Origin of the sequence: Winogradskyella sediminis, from assembly GCF_003387355.1 — a bacterium.
GTDB lineage: Bacteria > Bacteroidota > Bacteroidia > Flavobacteriales > Flavobacteriaceae > Winogradskyella > Winogradskyella sediminis.
This window is the reverse complement of the sequence record NZ_QUNH01000002.1, coordinates 25286-41508: the sequence shown is the minus strand read 5'-3', so window position 1 is coordinate 41508 and position 16223 is coordinate 25286. Positions and strand designations below refer to the sequence as shown.

The 16223-nt window shown below is 33.4% G+C and carries 15 protein-coding genes; 6 read left to right on the top strand and 9 right to left on the bottom strand.

Annotation, left to right across the window (positions count from 1 at the left end; genetic code table 11):
* Together C8N41_RS16920 and uvrB are read left to right on the top strand one after the other, a co-directional pair.
* The coding region (locus tag C8N41_RS16920) for a T9SS type B sorting domain-containing protein (RefSeq protein WP_170137102.1) at positions 1–687 on the top strand (687 nt) is incomplete at its 5' end.
* 137 nt (positions 688–824) lie between these two features.
* A complete protein-coding gene (gene uvrB, locus C8N41_RS07565; RefSeq protein WP_115838839.1) occupies positions 825–2828 on the top strand; it encodes an excinuclease ABC subunit UvrB in 2004 nt (667 codons plus the stop codon).
* A gap of 89 nt (positions 2829–2917) precedes the next feature.
* On the opposite strand, the gene C8N41_RS07560 is transcribed toward uvrB, so the two are convergent.
* Positions 2918–3319, bottom strand: a complete 402-nt coding sequence (locus C8N41_RS07560; RefSeq protein ID WP_092444216.1) for a hypothetical protein — start codon at positions 3317–3319, stop codon at positions 2918–2920.
* Between the two features lie 148 nt (positions 3320–3467).
* Here C8N41_RS07560 and C8N41_RS07555 point away from each other — a divergent pair, with 148 nt between their 5' ends.
* Positions 3468–4271 (top strand): alpha/beta hydrolase, encoded by an 804-nt coding sequence (locus C8N41_RS07555; RefSeq protein WP_317124571.1) that lies wholly within the window; start codon positions 3468–3470, stop codon positions 4269–4271.
* Positions 4272–4328: 57 nt separating this feature from the next.
* Positions 4329–4583, top strand: coding sequence for a DUF1456 family protein (locus tag C8N41_RS07550; protein ID WP_092444220.1), 255 nt, complete (start codon positions 4329–4331; stop codon positions 4581–4583).
* Positions 4584–4669: 86 nt separating this feature from the next.
* Here C8N41_RS07550 and sucC read toward each other — a convergent pair whose 3' ends face one another.
* Both sucC and C8N41_RS07540 read right to left on the bottom strand, forming a co-directional pair.
* Positions 4670–5860, bottom strand: a complete 1191-nt coding sequence (sucC, locus tag C8N41_RS07545; protein ID WP_115838837.1) for an ADP-forming succinate--CoA ligase subunit beta — start codon at positions 5858–5860, stop codon at positions 4670–4672.
* 140 nt (positions 5861–6000) lie between these two features.
* Positions 6001–6657 carry a hypothetical protein gene (locus C8N41_RS07540; protein WP_115838836.1) on the bottom strand — a complete coding sequence of 219 codons (657 nt, stop codon included), beginning with the start codon at positions 6655–6657 and terminating at the stop codon, positions 6001–6003.
* Between the two features lie 204 nt (positions 6658–6861).
* On the opposite strand from C8N41_RS07540, the gene lysA reads away from it, so the two are divergent.
* Both lysA and C8N41_RS07530 read left to right on the top strand, forming a co-directional pair.
* Complete coding sequence (gene lysA, locus C8N41_RS07535) at positions 6862–8067, top strand: diaminopimelate decarboxylase (protein ID WP_115838835.1); 1206 nt, start codon at positions 6862–6864, stop codon at positions 8065–8067.
* A gap of 90 nt (positions 8068–8157) precedes the next feature.
* A complete protein-coding gene (locus C8N41_RS07530) occupies positions 8158–9168 on the top strand; it encodes an AI-2E family transporter (RefSeq protein WP_115838834.1) in 1011 nt (336 codons plus the stop codon).
* Positions 9169–9442: 274 nt separating this feature from the next.
* Here C8N41_RS07530 and C8N41_RS07525 read toward each other — a convergent pair whose 3' ends face one another.
* The 6 genes from C8N41_RS07525 to dnaJ all read right to left on the bottom strand — a co-directional run bounded on the left by C8N41_RS07525 (position 9443) and on the right by dnaJ (position 16219).
* Positions 9443–10321 carry a PPK2 family polyphosphate kinase gene (locus tag C8N41_RS07525; protein ID WP_092444230.1) on the bottom strand — a complete coding sequence of 293 codons (879 nt, stop codon included), beginning with the start codon at positions 10319–10321 and terminating at the stop codon, positions 9443–9445.
* Between the two features lie 11 nt (positions 10322–10332).
* Positions 10333–11496: a sigma-54-dependent transcriptional regulator gene (locus tag C8N41_RS07520; protein WP_115838833.1), complete on the bottom strand. Its 1164-nt coding sequence runs from the start codon at positions 11494–11496 to the stop codon at positions 10333–10335.
* A gap of 82 nt (positions 11497–11578) precedes the next feature.
* A complete protein-coding gene (locus tag C8N41_RS07515) occupies positions 11579–12457 on the bottom strand; it encodes a mechanosensitive ion channel family protein (RefSeq protein ID WP_115838832.1) in 879 nt (292 codons plus the stop codon).
* Between the two features lie 3 nt (positions 12458–12460).
* A complete protein-coding gene (locus C8N41_RS07510; protein ID WP_115838831.1) occupies positions 12461–13774 on the bottom strand; it encodes an ABC transporter permease in 1314 nt (437 codons plus the stop codon).
* Between the two features lie 2 nt (positions 13775–13776).
* Complete coding sequence (locus tag C8N41_RS07505) at positions 13777–14703, bottom strand: ABC transporter ATP-binding protein (protein WP_092444238.1); 927 nt, start codon at positions 14701–14703, stop codon at positions 13777–13779.
* Between the two features lie 394 nt (positions 14704–15097).
* Entirely contained in the window at positions 15098–16219 is a 1122-nt protein-coding gene (dnaJ, locus tag C8N41_RS07500; protein ID WP_092444240.1) for a molecular chaperone DnaJ, read from the bottom strand.
* Positions 16220–16223: the final 4 nt, after the last annotated feature.

Sequence of the window (16223 nt, the reverse complement as noted above, 5' to 3'; positions counted from 1 at the left end):
GATACTTTAGCCAATCAAACCGTTTGTTCAGAATATACTTTACCGACACTAACCGATGGCAATTATTTTACAGGACCTAATGGCACTGGTAGTCCGTTGAGTGTTGGTGATGTAATTACAACTACACAAACCATTTATATTTATAATGAAACTGGAACAGCGCCTAATACATGTACTAACGAAAGTAGTTTTGAAGTTAATGTTAACGATGCTTTTGATTTTACTTTAGACGCTTCAAATATTTCTATCACGAACAATACTGTTACTGTAACAATGTCAGATCTAAGCATAGATTATGTTTATGCTGTTGACTTTTCAAGTGTGCAGAGCTCTAACATTTTTACTAATCTTTCTGAGGGCATTCACACCTTATATGTTAGTGATGCCAATAATTGTGTTATTAAGTCGCTCACTTTCGAAATTGAATTTGACCTTTTCATTCCAGTGTTTTTTACACCTAATAATGATACTTATAATGATTATTGGACCGTAATTGACCGCAACCACATTGTAAAAGAAATCCTAATTTTTAATAGATACGGAAAGTTGATTAAACAATTAATCCCTTCAAATTACTCTTGGGATGGCTATTACAACGGAAAAATGCTTGAGTCGAATGATTTCTGGTATCTTATTACATTAGTAAATGGTGAGGAACTTAGAGGTCATTTTGCTTTAAAGCACTAAACATCTAAAAAAATCACCTTAAAATTAATCTGTATAAATCGGACTTCAAAACTTAAATCTTGAAGTCCTTTTTATTTTAACGGAATTGTAACTTTCCACACAATTAAATTATAATCGCTTTATTGTAACTTTGCATTATGCGATTTAAAATTGAGTCCGAATTTAAACCTACTGGCGATCAGCCTCAAGCTATAAAAAAACTAGCTTCTGGAATTGAAAGCGATGAAAAATATCAAACCTTATTAGGTGTTACAGGTTCTGGTAAAACCTTTACTGTGGCCAATGTGATTGAAGAAGTACAACGCCCAACTTTGGTCTTGGCACATAATAAAACGTTGGCTGCACAACTCTATGCTGAGTTTAAACAGTTTTTTCCTGATAATGCGGTTGAGTATTTTGTATCTTATTACGACTATTATCAACCTGAAGCTTATATTCCTGTTTCTGGAGTTTATATAGAGAAAGATTTATCTATTAATGAGGAAATTGAAAAGATGCGTTTAAGCACCACCTCTTCTCTACTCTCTGGTCGTCGTGATGTTATTGTGGTAGCTTCTGTATCGTGTCTATACGGTATTGGAAACCCTGTAGAATTTCAAAAAAATGTAATTTCAATTGAGCGCGATCAGGTGATTTCTCGTACCAAATTATTACATCAATTAGTACAAAGTTTATATTCTAGAACAGAATCTGATTTCAAAAACGGAAACTTCAGAATAAAAGGAGATACCGTTGACATATTTCCTGGATACGCAGATCATGCGTTTCGAATTCACTTCTTTGGCGATGAAATTGAAGAAATTGAAGCCTTTGATGCTAGGACAAATGAAGTTATTGAGCGTTACGATAGGCTAAATATCTATCCTGCAAATATGTTTGTGACCTCACCAGATGTATTAAATGGTGCTATTAAAGATATACAAGATGATTTAGTTAAACAGTACGATTATTTTAAAGACATCGGAAAACATCTTGAAGCCAAAAGACTAAAGGAACGTACGGAATTCGATTTAGAAATGATTCGAGAATTGGGCTACTGCTCTGGTATTGAAAACTACTCAAGGTATTTAGACGGCCGATTACCAGGCACACGACCATTCTGCTTGTTAGATTATTTTCCGGATGATTTTTTAATGGTCGTGGATGAAAGTCACGTCACCATTTCGCAAGTTCACGCCATGTATGGAGGTGATAGGAGCCGAAAAGTAAATTTAGTAGACTATGGGTTTCGTTTGCCTGCAGCTATGGACAATAGGCCTTTAAAATTCGAAGAGTTTGAAGCACTGCAAAATCAAGTCATTTATGTCTCTGCAACTCCTGCTGATTACGAAATGCAAAAAACCGATGGTGTATACGTAGAACAAGTTATTAGGCCTACAGGTTTACTAGATCCTATTATTGAGGTTAGACCAAGTCTTAACCAGATAGATGATTTAATTGAAGAAATTCAAAATCGTGTTGAGAAAGACGAACGTACTTTGGTTACCACGTTAACGAAACGCATGGCTGAAGAACTCACCAAATACCTCACTCGAATTTCTGTAAGAACCCGATATATTCATAGTGATGTAGATACGTTAGAACGTGTTGAAATTATGCAAGATTTACGAAAAGGAGTCTTTGATGTTTTGGTTGGAGTTAACTTACTTAGAGAAGGCTTGGATTTACCAGAAGTTTCTCTGGTTGCCATATTAGATGCCGACAAAGAAGGTTTTTTACGTTCTACCCGCTCTTTAACCCAAACCGTTGGAAGAGCTGCAAGACACCTTAATGGAAAAGCGATTATGTATGCAGATAAAATTACCAAAAGCATGCAACAGACCATAGACGAAACTAATTATCGTCGTGAAAAGCAAATTGCGTACAATACTAAACACAATCTTGTGCCTAAAGCCTTAAATAAAAGTTTGGATAGTGCATTGACTAAAAATTCGGTGAGTACTTACCGTACAGAATTGGATGCTAAAATAGCCGCTGAACCAGAAAACGAATACTTAACAAAAGCGGAGCTTGAAAAGAATATTAGAGAACGAAGAAAATTAATGGAACAAGCTGCCAAAGCGTTAGATTTTTTAGAAGCAGCTCGGTTTAGAGATGAAATTGCAGCTTATCAGAGTAAGTTAGATAAGTTAAAAGTATAAAAATAGTAGTCCGCAAACAGTTTAAAACATAGATTGTGAATTAAATAATTTTTCACTACTAAAATGCATTCGTTACTTTTTTTATGTTACTAATTGTATTGCACCTTAAAAATATCTATTAAGAAATCTGGCGGTACAACTTTATTAGGAAAACTATCCATTAAATCTAATACTCTATTAATCGACTCATGACTTAATCCCATTCTTAATCCGAAGTTATGAATTTTCACCAATTGTTTAGGTGCCACCTTATGATCTAAATTCATTAGTAATACTAATCTATGGAACTGAACAATACGCTCGCTATGCGATTTTAAATGTACATAAGTAACAGGATGCTCAAAAAGGTATTGAAAATCTTCTTTAGAAATTTCTAACTGTTTTGCGATACTGGCCAAAAAGTTATATTCAATAGATTTGATATTTTCATCTGTTTGAGCGAATGCAATCATTTCAGAAAGTAAGCTCAGTTTTTCAACGCGATTAATCATGATTTAATGGGGATTAATTTATAGTGTAAAGTTACAGAGGTAGTTTATTTTATTGTCGTTGATATAATGTATCTTGTCGAAAAATTGACTGTATTTAGTCGAGTTTTTTAAACGTTTATCAAAATATTTTATTTATTACCGCATGAAAATGAAGCATTTACACCTGCTATTTATAGTATTAATTTCATACTATTCTACCGCACAAAGCACTGCTTCTGAACAGGTTACTACATTTAGAATCACAGCACCACAGCTAAAAACTGAAAAAACAATTTGGGTGTATTTACCTACAAATTATAAAAATTCAGAAAAATCATTTCCTGTGATTTATATGCATGATGCACAAAATTTATTTGATGTCGAAACTTCATATGTTGGAGAATGGAAAGTAGATGAATATATGGACACGCTAACGCAAAACGAAAGTATCATTATAGGCATAGCTCACGGAAACGAGAAACGCATAGACGAACTTACGCCTTATAAACATAAAAAATACGGTGGCGGCTATGGAGATGCTTATCTCACCTTTGTAAAAAACACATTAAAACCCTATATTGATGTCACTTATAGAACAAAACCAGAAGCTGAATATACAACCATTTTTGGTTCTTCATTAGGAGGTTTAATTTCGTTTTATGCGGTAATAAAATATCCTGGTACATTTGGTAAAGCAGGAGTATTCTCACCTGCATTTTGGATAAATCCAGAGATTTTTGAGCTTGTAAAAACGACTGATATACCGATGACATCCAAATTCTATTTTCTTGCTGGCACTGCTGAAGGAGAAACCATGGTTCCAAAATTAGAGAAAATGACGACCTTATTAAAATCTAAGGGAGTTCAAACAAATCAATTTAAAAGTCAGATAATAAAAGGTGGTCAACATAACGAAACATTTTGGTCTGCACACTTTGGAGATGCTTACCAATATCTAATAATTCAGAATTAACATAAAGAAAAGTAGACAAACATTAATCGACTATTACATATAAACCTATAATTAATTATGACAAACAACGACATATTTAAAAAGCTTAGAGTAGCACATAAACTAAGAGACCATGATATCGTAAAGATTTTAGAATTGGTAGATTTTAGAATTTCTAAAAGTGAACTGAATGCGATGTTTAGAAATGAAGACCATCCAAAATACATGGAATGTGGTGACCAAATATTACGAAATTTTCTAAATGGCTTAATTATTCATTTAAGAGGCCCAATGCCTAAAAAAGGTGAGAAAAACACCAAACCCTCTCAATAAAAAAAGAGCAACACATTTATGTTGCTCTTTTTTTTATAAGTAAGTTAAACGGTTAAGGTTTTTAAACCTTACACGCTATAGTAGTATTATGCTAAAACTTCTTGCACCTTATCAGCTGCTTCTTGGAATTCAGTAGCACTCATAACATCTAAACCAGAGTTGTCAATAAGTTCTTTTGCGATATCTGCATTAGTTCCTTGTAAGCGCACAATGATTGGTACGTTAATATTACCCATGTTTTTATAAGCATCGATAACACCTTGCGCTACTCTATCGCAACGTACAATACCACCAAATATATTAATTAAAATGGCTTTAACCGCAGGATCTTTTAATATAATTTTAAAAGCTGCTTCTACTCTAGCTGCATCAGCTGTACCACCAACATCTAAAAAGTTTGCTGGCTCACCACCTGCTTGCTTAATTAAATCCATTGTTGCCATTGCTAAACCAGCACCATTAACCATACACCCAACGTTTCCGTCTAAGTCTACATAATTTAAACCTAAAGCTCCCGCTTCAACTTCAATTTGGTTTTCTTCACGTAAGTCACGTAATTCAGCTAAATCTCTATGTCTGTATAAGGCGTTAGCATCTAAAGTTACTTTAGCATCTACAGCCATAATTTTGCTATCACTAGTTTTTAAAACAGGGTTGATTTCAAATAAAGAGGCATCCGATTTATCGTAAGCAGTATATAAGGCTGTAACAAATTTTGTCATTTCTTTAAATGCAGTGCCTGATAAACCTAAATTAAAAGCAATACGACGTGCTTGAAAAGGTAATATCCCTGTAGCAGGATCAATTTCTTCGTTATGTATTAATTCTGGAGTTTCTTCTGCAACAGTTTCAATATCCATTCCACCTTCCGTAGAATACACAATCATATTTCTTCCTGTAGCACGATTTAATAATACAGACATATAATATTCGTCTGGCTCATTTTCACCTGGATAATAAACATCTTCTGCAACTAAAACTTGGTGTACACGTTTACCTTCCGCAGAAGTTTGTGGTGTTACCAAATCCATTCCTATGATTTGTCCTGCAATTTCTTCTACTTCTTTAAGGTTTTTAGCTAATTTAACACCTCCACCTTTTCCACGTCCACCTGCATGAACCTGTGCTTTTATAACATGCCAACCTGTTTCAGTTTCTGCTGTTAATTGCTTTGCTGCCTCAACAGCTTCTTTAGCACTTTGAGCTACAATTCCACGTTGAATTCGTACTCCAAAACTGCTTAATAATTCTTTTCCTTGATATTCGTGTAAATTCATTTTTAATCAGAAATTTATTGGTCCAACAAAAATAAGCATACTAATAGTTTCTACCAATAGTTTTTAAAATTGATTTGAGCATAATAAATTATCATTCACAAATGAACTCACCGTAGTTTAGAATGCATTTTTAATTTTAATTAATCTATTAATCGTTTTATAGCTGAAAACGCCCTATCTACCAAATAATCTTCTACCACAATTGTAAATTCATTGGTTGTTGAAACCACTTCGTATAATGTAATATTTTCCCATGCTAAGCGTTTAAAAATCTGATAATACAGTCCTACAATTTTAGAATTACCCTTAGGTAAATAAATACTTATAGCCGATAATTTTTCTTGTAATCCTATCTGATTTTCATTCTTAAATGCTTTGAGAACATGCGCTTTTTCAGACGTTGATATAATGATGTTACTTTCAAACATACCACGTGTAAAGGCGTAAAACGTTTGATGATTTTTACTAATTTTCTCGAGAATTTGCGAATGACTATGTATTAAGGTTTTAGAATTCTCAAAAGTAAAATCACTAAGATTAGAGCGTACCGTAATATCGCCTAATGCGTTAAAAGCTTTTTTTAAACTTTTTGAATTTTCAAGATTTAAAGGCTGTTGGTAACGTCTTAAAGCCATCATTATCGCACCATCCTTTACAGGCTTGCGTAACATTTTTGAAATCGGTGCATTTAAATCTTTCGCTAAAGCTGAAAAGTTAATAATTTCTCTCGATAAGCCTTCTTCTAAAAAAGGACTTGCTACAATAATTTCTTGAACACAAGAAGCAATGGTTTTCACAAATAATAGTTTTAATTAGTTTCTAAAAGTATGCTCATAAAAGTCCTTATATAAATATTTATATAACGCTTATAGAGAGGATTAAATTTTGAAACACGTATTGTTAATTATTTAACATTTTGTGTAAATATAACAATATTTTGTCATTTTTATGTTTATCATTTGGAATACATATATTTTCGTCATCTAATTTATAACTATAAAATGAAAGAGCATACCTTATTAAAAATTGCAAAGGATTTTGGAAGTCCGGTTTATGTATACGACGCTGATAAAATAGAATTTCAGTACAAACGATTAACAAAAGCATTTAGTAAGGTAAAAAAACTAAAACTTAATTATGCCGTTAAAGCGTTATCAAATATCTCTGTTTTGAAACTTTTTAATAAGCTTGGTTCTGGTATTGACACGGTTTCTATCCAAGAATTGCGATTAGGCTTAAAAGCCGGTTTTAAGCCAGAAGACATCATCTTTACTCCTAATGGAGTATCTTTAGAAGAAATTGAAGAAGCGGCAAAATTAGGCGTACAGATTAATATTGATAACCTTTCTATATTAGAGCAATTTGGAACAAAGCATCCCAAAGTACCTGTTTGTATCAGAATTAATCCACATGTTATGGCTGGTGGCAATACTAATATTTCTGTGGGACATATAGATAGTAAATTTGGCATTTCAATTCATCAGATTCCGTTATTACTTCGTATTGTAGAAAACACTAAAATGAATATCAACGGGATTCATATGCATACAGGTAGTGACATTTTAGATATTGATGTTTTCTTGTATGCCAGTGAAATATTATTTGAAACCGCAAAGAACTTTAAAACCCTAGAATTTATAGATTTTGGATCAGGATTTAAAGTACCTTATAAGAAAGGAGATATAGAAACTAATATTGAAGAATTAGGTGAAAAATTAACGCAACGTTTCAACGAATTCTGCAAGGAATATGGCAAAGATTTAACCTTAGCCTTTGAGCCCGGAAAATTTCTAGTGAGTGAAGCTGGTGTGTTTTTGGCAAAAGTGAATGTGGTTAAGCAAACGACCTCAACCGTATTTGCTCAAATTGATTCTGGTTTTAATCATTTAATCCGACCAATGCTTTACGGCTCACAACATGATATTTTAAATATCTCAAACCCAAAAGGTCGCGAACGTTTTTACTCAGTAGTCGGTTATATATGTGAAACAGATACTTTTGCTAACAACAGGCGTATAGCGGAAATTAATGAAAATGATGTTCTGTGTTTTAAAAATGCCGGTGCGTATTGCTACTCTATGGCGAGCAACTACAACTCACGCTACAGACCTGCTGAAGTCTTAATTTATAAAGGTAAAGCGCAATTAATTAGAAAACGTGAAACTTTTGATGATATTCTAAATAACCAAGTAGAAATAGCCATCTAAATCCTTCTTTTAGAGTTAAACTTTTATTTGTTTAGGATACGTTTCCCTGAGGTTTGCGATTACCTTTGAGTTATCATAAAAAGATTATACATGACTCAAATTCCTCCTAAAATAATTCGACAGGTTTTCGTTTTACTTTTAATCTTACTCTTTGGGAGTTTGATTTTTCAAGAAATGTTACCTTACCTAAGCGGTGTTTTAGGAGCTATTACGTTTTACATATTGCTAAGAAAACCAATGAAAAAATTGGTTTTTGACTATAATTGGCGACCAACATTAGCAGCAGCATTGTTAATGTTGGGCTCTTTTATAGTCGTTATGATTCCGCTTACTGGTTTTGGCATTATGCTGGGAAATAAAATTTCGGATGTGGCCAAGAATAGTGAAAAAGTAATTGACGCCTTTAAAGACCAATTGAGTAAAATAAAAGTCGAAACTGGGATTGATGTTAATTCTCAAATTGATACACAAGGTATAACGACATGGCTTTCCGATAGTTTACAAAGCATGGCTGGCAACACATTTAATTTACTTATTGCCTTAGGCTTAATGTACTTTATGCTGTTCTTTATGTTAACCAACAGAAAAGAATTAAGAGAAACGCTACGCGATTACCTACCGCTTAACCACGAAAATTCTAATAAAGTTGGAAAAGAAGTGCAAGCCATGGTAAAATCTAACGCTATTGGAATTCCACTAGTCGCTATAGCCCAAGGTATTATTGCATTAATTGGATTTCTAATATTCGGAATTGAAGAGCCATTCTTTTGGTTTGTTATTGTAACCATAGGATCTATGATTCCTTTTATTGGAACGTTCATAGGAATTATTCCTGTATTTATCTTGTCCTTATCTTCTGGAGATACATTCCAAGCTTGGGGTATTCTAATTTATGGAGTTGTAGTTGTAGGTTTAACCGATAATATAATTAGACTATATGTATTAAAACGATTAGATGATGTACATCCTTTAATTACGCTAATAGGTGTTATGGTCGGTGCTCCATTATTTGGTTTTATCGGATTAATTTTTGGTCCTTTATTAATCAGTATTTTTATGGCTCTAGTTAAAATCTATAAAGAGGAATATACCAAATCCTAAAGTGTAAGCTTAAAGAATAATATCAGAATCTAGCGATGCAAAACGTATAATTTCTACCATTATCATAGAATCTAATCCTTATTTTTCACCAAATAGAAAGTAAATAGCACTTAGCTCTAACCGTAATTGTGCAAACCTCTTTTATATTATGTCTATTGATGAAAGTGAATCACCTCACCTTAGTAGTTCTTCTAAATTAACTTTTGAGATGAATTTTAAAGATATGACCTCAAAATTATAACGAAAGAGAACCTAAAAGCTAGCATCAGTTCTACTACTCATTTTCCAACTGTTCCCTATATAAATCTATATTGGCTTTTTGATGTGCTGGCAATTCTGGTTCTTTTATATCATCATATTTTTTTAGCGTATCATAAAGAATCTTGGCTACAATATATCTAGCGGTTGGTTTATCATCGGCAGGAATATTAAACCAAGGTGCATTCTCGTTAGAGGTTCTATTTATAGCATCTTCATAGCAGCTTTGGTAACTATCCCAATGAGCTCTCTCATCTAAATCATCTGGAGAGAATTTCCAATTTTTATTGGGTTTATTCAAACGTCTCAATAATCTATTTTTTTGTTCGTCCTTTGAGATATTTAAAAAGAACTTAAAGATTATAGTACCATTATCGGCAATGTGTTTTTCAAAGTTATTGATTTCATTAAAACGTCTCTCCCAAAAGGCATCATCAACATCATCTAAGCTATTCACATTTGGCATATTCTCGTACATTAAATATTCAGGATGTACTCTTGTAACCAATACATTTTCATAATGGGTTCTATTGAAGATCCCAAATTTCCCTCTGGCTGGCAGTGCTTTAATATGTCTCCATAAATAGTCGTGTTTTAACTCTAAGTCTGTCGGCTTTTTAAAACTATGAGCCACAATTCCTCTTACATTAAATTCTTTAAACACTTCGCGAATTAAACTATCTTTCCCAGCTGTGTCCATACCTTGAATACAAAAGAGTACAGCATATTTACCGTGAGCATACATCTTGTTTTGAATCTCTGCCAAATCCCGACTCACTTTTCGCAGTTCTTTTTCTATCTTCTTTTCACTTTCATCTAAATCATAAGAGGTTGGTAAATCTTCAATATTGATTTGAGATGAAATTTTAAACGTGTCTACTTTGATATCTTTCATATGCACTATTTTTATTTTGAAGCAAAGGCTTTTACATCTTTTTCACTAACTTCTGTACCTCCTAGAATTATAAGGCGTTCCACTACATTTCGCAATTCGCGAATATTACCTGTCCAATCATAATTTTGAAGTAATTTAATGGCTTTATCTGAAAATGTCTTTTTAGCCGTACCGTGTTCATTAGAAATTTTTTCAGAAAAATAATTAATTAATAAAGGAATATCGACTCTTCGATTATTTAAAGCAGGTACTTCTATTAAAATCACGGCTAATCGATGATATAAATCTTCTCTAAATTTACCGTCTTCAATTTCCTTTTTTAAATTTTTATTGGTTGCTGCCACAACTCTTACGTTCACCTTGATGTCCTTATCACTTCCAACACGCTGAATACGACTTTCTTGTAAAGCACGTAAAACTTTGGCTTGTGCGGATAAACTCATATCTCCAATTTCATCTAAAAATATAGTACCACCATTAGCCGCTTCAAATTTACCAGCACGATCCTTAGCGGCTGAAGTAAAAGCGCCTTTAACATGTCCAAATAATTCACTCTCTATTAATTCTGAAGGAATTGCAGCACAATTCACCTCAATCATAGGGCCTTTAGAGCGCTCACTTTTTTGGTGTAACCAATGTGCAACCAGTTCTTTTCCCGTTCCATTTGGTCCTGTAATTAATACCCGTGCATCAGTTGGCGCAACTTTATCAATCATATCTTTAATACGTTTTACACCATCACTCTCCCCTACCATCTCATAGTTTTTGCTTACTTTCTTCTTAAGCATTTTATTTTCTACCACAAGTTCTTTTCTATCTAGAGCGATACGAACCGTATTTAAAAGTCTATTTAAATCTGGTGGCTTGGATATATAATCGAAAGCTCCCAAACGCATTGTGTTTACTGCTGTATCCAAATCACCGTGACCAGAAATCATAACCATTGGTGTTTCTGGTTTAATTTTTTTAACCGCTTCTAGGACTTCAACACCATCCATTTTAGGCATTTTAATATCACAAAGCACTAAATCATAATCCTCTTTTTTTATTTTTTCAGTGCCGACTAGACCATCTTCTGCTTCATCAACTTGGTAACTATTATTTTCTTCAGAAAGTATTTTTACCAGCACACGTCGTATAGCAGCTTCATCTTCAATAATTAATATTTTTGGCATGATTTTGTTTATTTTTTTTATGTTAACAAGACATTGACCTCTTAAAATTACTTATTTGTAATTAAGACTGAAAATCAAATCTTTATTTATTATTAATGATATGAATATCGCGTTGTGGAAATGGTATGGACACGTTATGTTCTCTAAACAAACGGTCTATTGTAAACCGAATTTCACTTTTAGGAAACTGAGCTTTAAAACTATCAGCCAAGGTAAAAATGACTTTAAAATCTAGCGAGCTATCTCCAAAATTTGTAAAAACTACTGTCGGTTCGGGGTTTGGTAATACATTCTCATTAGAACTAGCAGCTTCTAACAACAGTTTTTTAACGAGCTGCACATCACTACCGTAAGCCACACCAACAGAAACACTCTCTCGTGTTGTAGTCCCATTTTGTGTCCAATTATATAAACTATTTTCTAAATACAAATGGTTGGGTATCACTAACACTTTATTATCTAATGTAACCGCTCTTGTTGTTCTTAACTTAATTTCTTCGACACGTCCAACCTTACCGTCAATTTCTATAATATCTCCAACGTACACAGATTGGTCGATTAAAATAAAAACTCCCGATATAATATCTTGAAATAAGGTCTGTAAAGCTAAACCAACACCAATTAATAATGCTGCGGAAGCGGCAAACACAGCTGTAATATTAACACCAACACTGTCTAGCGTTATTAAAAGTATAATAAGATAAATAAGCCATCTAAAATAACCATATACCACTCCAAATTTCCCTTTGTTATCTTCCGTTAAATTTCGTGTTAGAAATTTTAAGGCCACTCTAAGGATTACTGTAGTAATAAATATTACAATAGAAACAATGATTACATCTAATATAGAAATACTAATACCTTCTCCAATATTAATATGCCAATCTAAGAAGTCACTAGCAGTTTCCCAAGCACTGCTTTCGGTAATTTCATTTTCAATATCCTCTAAGGTTTGGATCATCTTTTAATATTTCAACCATTTAAATAGTTCCTTATACGTTGGTTTTTTACCATACATTAATATACCTACACGGTAAATTTTGGCTGCAAACCATACAGTAAAAATAAATGTTCCGATAAGTAATAACAAAGATAAGCCTTGTTGCCACAAAGGCACACCAAAAGGAATACGCATTAGCATTACCACAGGCGAGGTGAACGGTATAAATGAAAACACTGTAGAGACCGTGCCATGCGGATCTTCGATAACAGTAAATACACCTACATAAACTGCCAAAATTAATGGCATTAAAATAGGCAACATAAATTGTTGTGTATCAGTCTCGTTATCTACTGCTGCACCAATCGCAGCATAAAGTGAACTGTATAACAAATATCCTCCAATAAAAAAGAATAAAAAGGCTATAATAAGATTAGTCATTGGCAAATTACTTATGGCTCCCAATAAGTTTTCGGCCACTGCTTGAGTTCCATCTGCTTGCATAGCTTGGTTCATTATTTCTTGTTGTGGTGATTGTACTTGTGCTAAATCGATACCAAATATGGCAGAAACGATAAACAATAAGACACCTCCTAGAATTACCCAAATCGCAAATTGTGTTACTCCAGCTAATGAAGTTCCTATAATTTTTCCCATCATTAACTGAATCGGTTTTACAGAAGAAATAATAACCTCAATAATTCTACTGGTTTTTTCTTCTATAACACTACGCATTATCATGTTACCGTAGATAATGATAAACATAAACAATAAGTAACCGGCTGCTCCTCCAAAAGCAAGCTTTACCACATTATCTATTTTAGAGCTTTTTTCTCCTTCAAAACTTTCTTGTTCGATTTCAATATTAGTTTGAGAGGCTTCTATTTGCGCTATAGATACTCCGTCTTTTTCAAGCTTCTTTTCTTTTAATCGCTTTTCTATTTGTTGTTCTAATCCAGAAATAACACTTATGGATGGAGAATCTTCAGAATAAAATTTTACATTTCCTGAAACGTCATCTAACGAATTAGCCTTACCAATATACAATAATCCGTAGTCTTCCTTTTCTTTCACTAAAGCAATAGCGTCATCAAGACTTAATCCGTTAAGGTGCGTATAGGTAGTATTTTCTGTATTCTGAAATACACCTTCGAGATAACCTGTTTCATCCAACACAGAAAGCGTGCGTTCCTTATCATTATTTAATTGAGATAAATAAGCCACGACAGCTATAAGTGCAATCATTATTAAAGGACTCAAAAACGTCATTACAATAAATGATTTGTTCTTCACTTTTGTAAAATATTCGCGTTTTATAATTAGGGGTAAATGATTCATTCTTAGTTATTTTTTACAGTTTGAATAAAAATATCACTAGCCGAAGGAATTACTTCTACAAAATGATGCACTTCTGCTTTTGAGGTTAAAAATGACAATAAATCATTAGGTGAATCTTGCTCACGAAGCTTAATATTCAGTTTAATATCATCGTTAAGGTTTTTAAAAGTGGCTGGCAGCACTTCAAATTTATCCTGAATTTCAGAAAATACTTTGTCTTTATTTAAGGATTCTAGTCCTACTTCAAAGGTGTTCGTTTTATACTGACGCTTTATATCATTCAATTTTCCATCTAACACTTTATTCGATTTATGAATTAAAGCAATATGATCGCATAATTCTTCTACGGACTCCATGCGATGGGTAGAAAAAATCACTGTTGCTCCTTCATCTCTTAGTTGTAAAATTTCGTCTTTAATTAAATTTGCGTTAATAGGATCGAAACCTGAAAAAGGTTCATCAAAAATCAATAGTTTAGGTTGGTGAAGTACCGTAACGATAAACTGTATTTTTTGCGCCTGACCTTTACTTAACTCTTGAATTTTCTTGTTCCACCAATCTCCTATTTCTAGTTTATCAAACCAGTACTTTAGTCTTATTTTAGCCTCAGTTTTTGTTAAGCCCTTAAGCTGTGCGAGATACAAACATTGCTCACCGACCTTCATAGACTTGTATAAGCCGCGTTCTTCTGGAAGATAGCCTATATCTCTAATATGCTCTGGTTTTAAAGACTGTCCATCTAAAAGAACAGCACCTTCATCTGGCATTGTAATTTGATTAATTATACGGATTAGGGTGGTTTTACCTGCGCCATTTGGTCCAAGTAAACCAAAGATGCTACCTTTAGGCACAGCAATAGATACTTGATTTAGTGCTTTAAAACTTCCGAATTGTTTTGAAACGGAATTAGCAACTAATAAGTCATTCATATGAAACTAAATTTTTAGGATATGGTTATTACGTAAATATATTAAATGTTATAGATTTTAAAATAAGAATAGTGTACTATTTATATAAATATCAGATTATTTCTATCAGTTACCTCAAAAGGAAGATTATTATACTTTAAAGTTGAGATACATGTTACGGATTTTAGTGGATTTTAAGTTTGTGGTATGGACGTTAAACTGATTTCCCTTTAGTTCTCTTAGAACGCAACAAACACTATAACACACTTATAATAAAAACTTTAATGGCATAAAAAACAAAACCCACCCTTATGGTTAGACAAGGATGGGAAAAAATTGCTATGAAAAAGAAAAATTACCGCTAATAAAATTAGCGATGAATCAAATATACTAAATTTTATTAAATAGGCAGCTTTTATGAAAACATATCTTTTACCTTTTCAAAAAAAGATTTATCCGAACTTTCTGGTTTAGGCTCAAAATGTTCATCATCTTTCATGCTTTCAAAAAATGCTTTTTGCTTTTTACTTAAAGTCTTTGGCGTCCAAACATTTACATGCACTAATAAATCTCCTTTACCGTAACCATTAATACTTGGAATACCTTTACCTCGTAATCTTAAAATCTTACCAGACTGAACTCCTGGCTCTATTTTAATTCTAACTTTACCGGTTACAGTATCTATTTCTTTAGAATTTCCTAAAACGGCATCTGGCAAACTAACATACATATCATAATGTAGATTATCACCTTCGCGTTTTAGAGTAGCATGTTCTTCTTCTTGGATGGCAACTAATAGGTCTCCGGCAATACCATTTCCTGGTGCATCATTACCTTTACCTGTTACTTTTAGTTGCATACCATCAACAACACCTGCAGGTATTTTAACTGTTACAGTTTCTTCAGACACCTTTAATCCGTTAGCATCTGCATCCGCAGGTTTCTTATCAATGGATTGGCCGGCACCTCCGCAAGTCGGACATGCAGAAGCCGTTTGCATACGCCCCAAAATGGTATTTGTTACTCTCGTAACCTGACCAGTACCATTACATGTACTACACGTTTTGTAAGTGGTACCTGGTGCTTGTATTTTTCGTTTTACTTTAATCTTCTTTTCAACACCATTTGCAACATCTTCTAGAGATAAAGTGACACGAATACGCAAGTTACTACCTTTAACAACGCGTTGTCTTCCGCCTCCGCCTCCAAAGCCACTGAATCCGCCTCCGCCTCCAAAGCCTCCGCCAAAGATATCACCAAACTGACTGAATATATCATCCATATTCATGCCGCCTCCGCCAAAACCACCATTGCCATCAAAGGCTTGGTGACCAAATTGATCGTAACGTGCTTTTTTGTCAGCATTGCTTAAAACCTCATAGGCTTCTGCAGCTTTTTTAAACTTCTCCTCGGCAGTGGAATCATCTGGATTTTTATCGGGATGATATTTTAATGCCATTTTACGGTAAGCCTTTTTAATTTCGGCTTCAGACGCTCCTTTACTTAATCCTAATATCTCGTAATAATCTTCTTTCATCAAC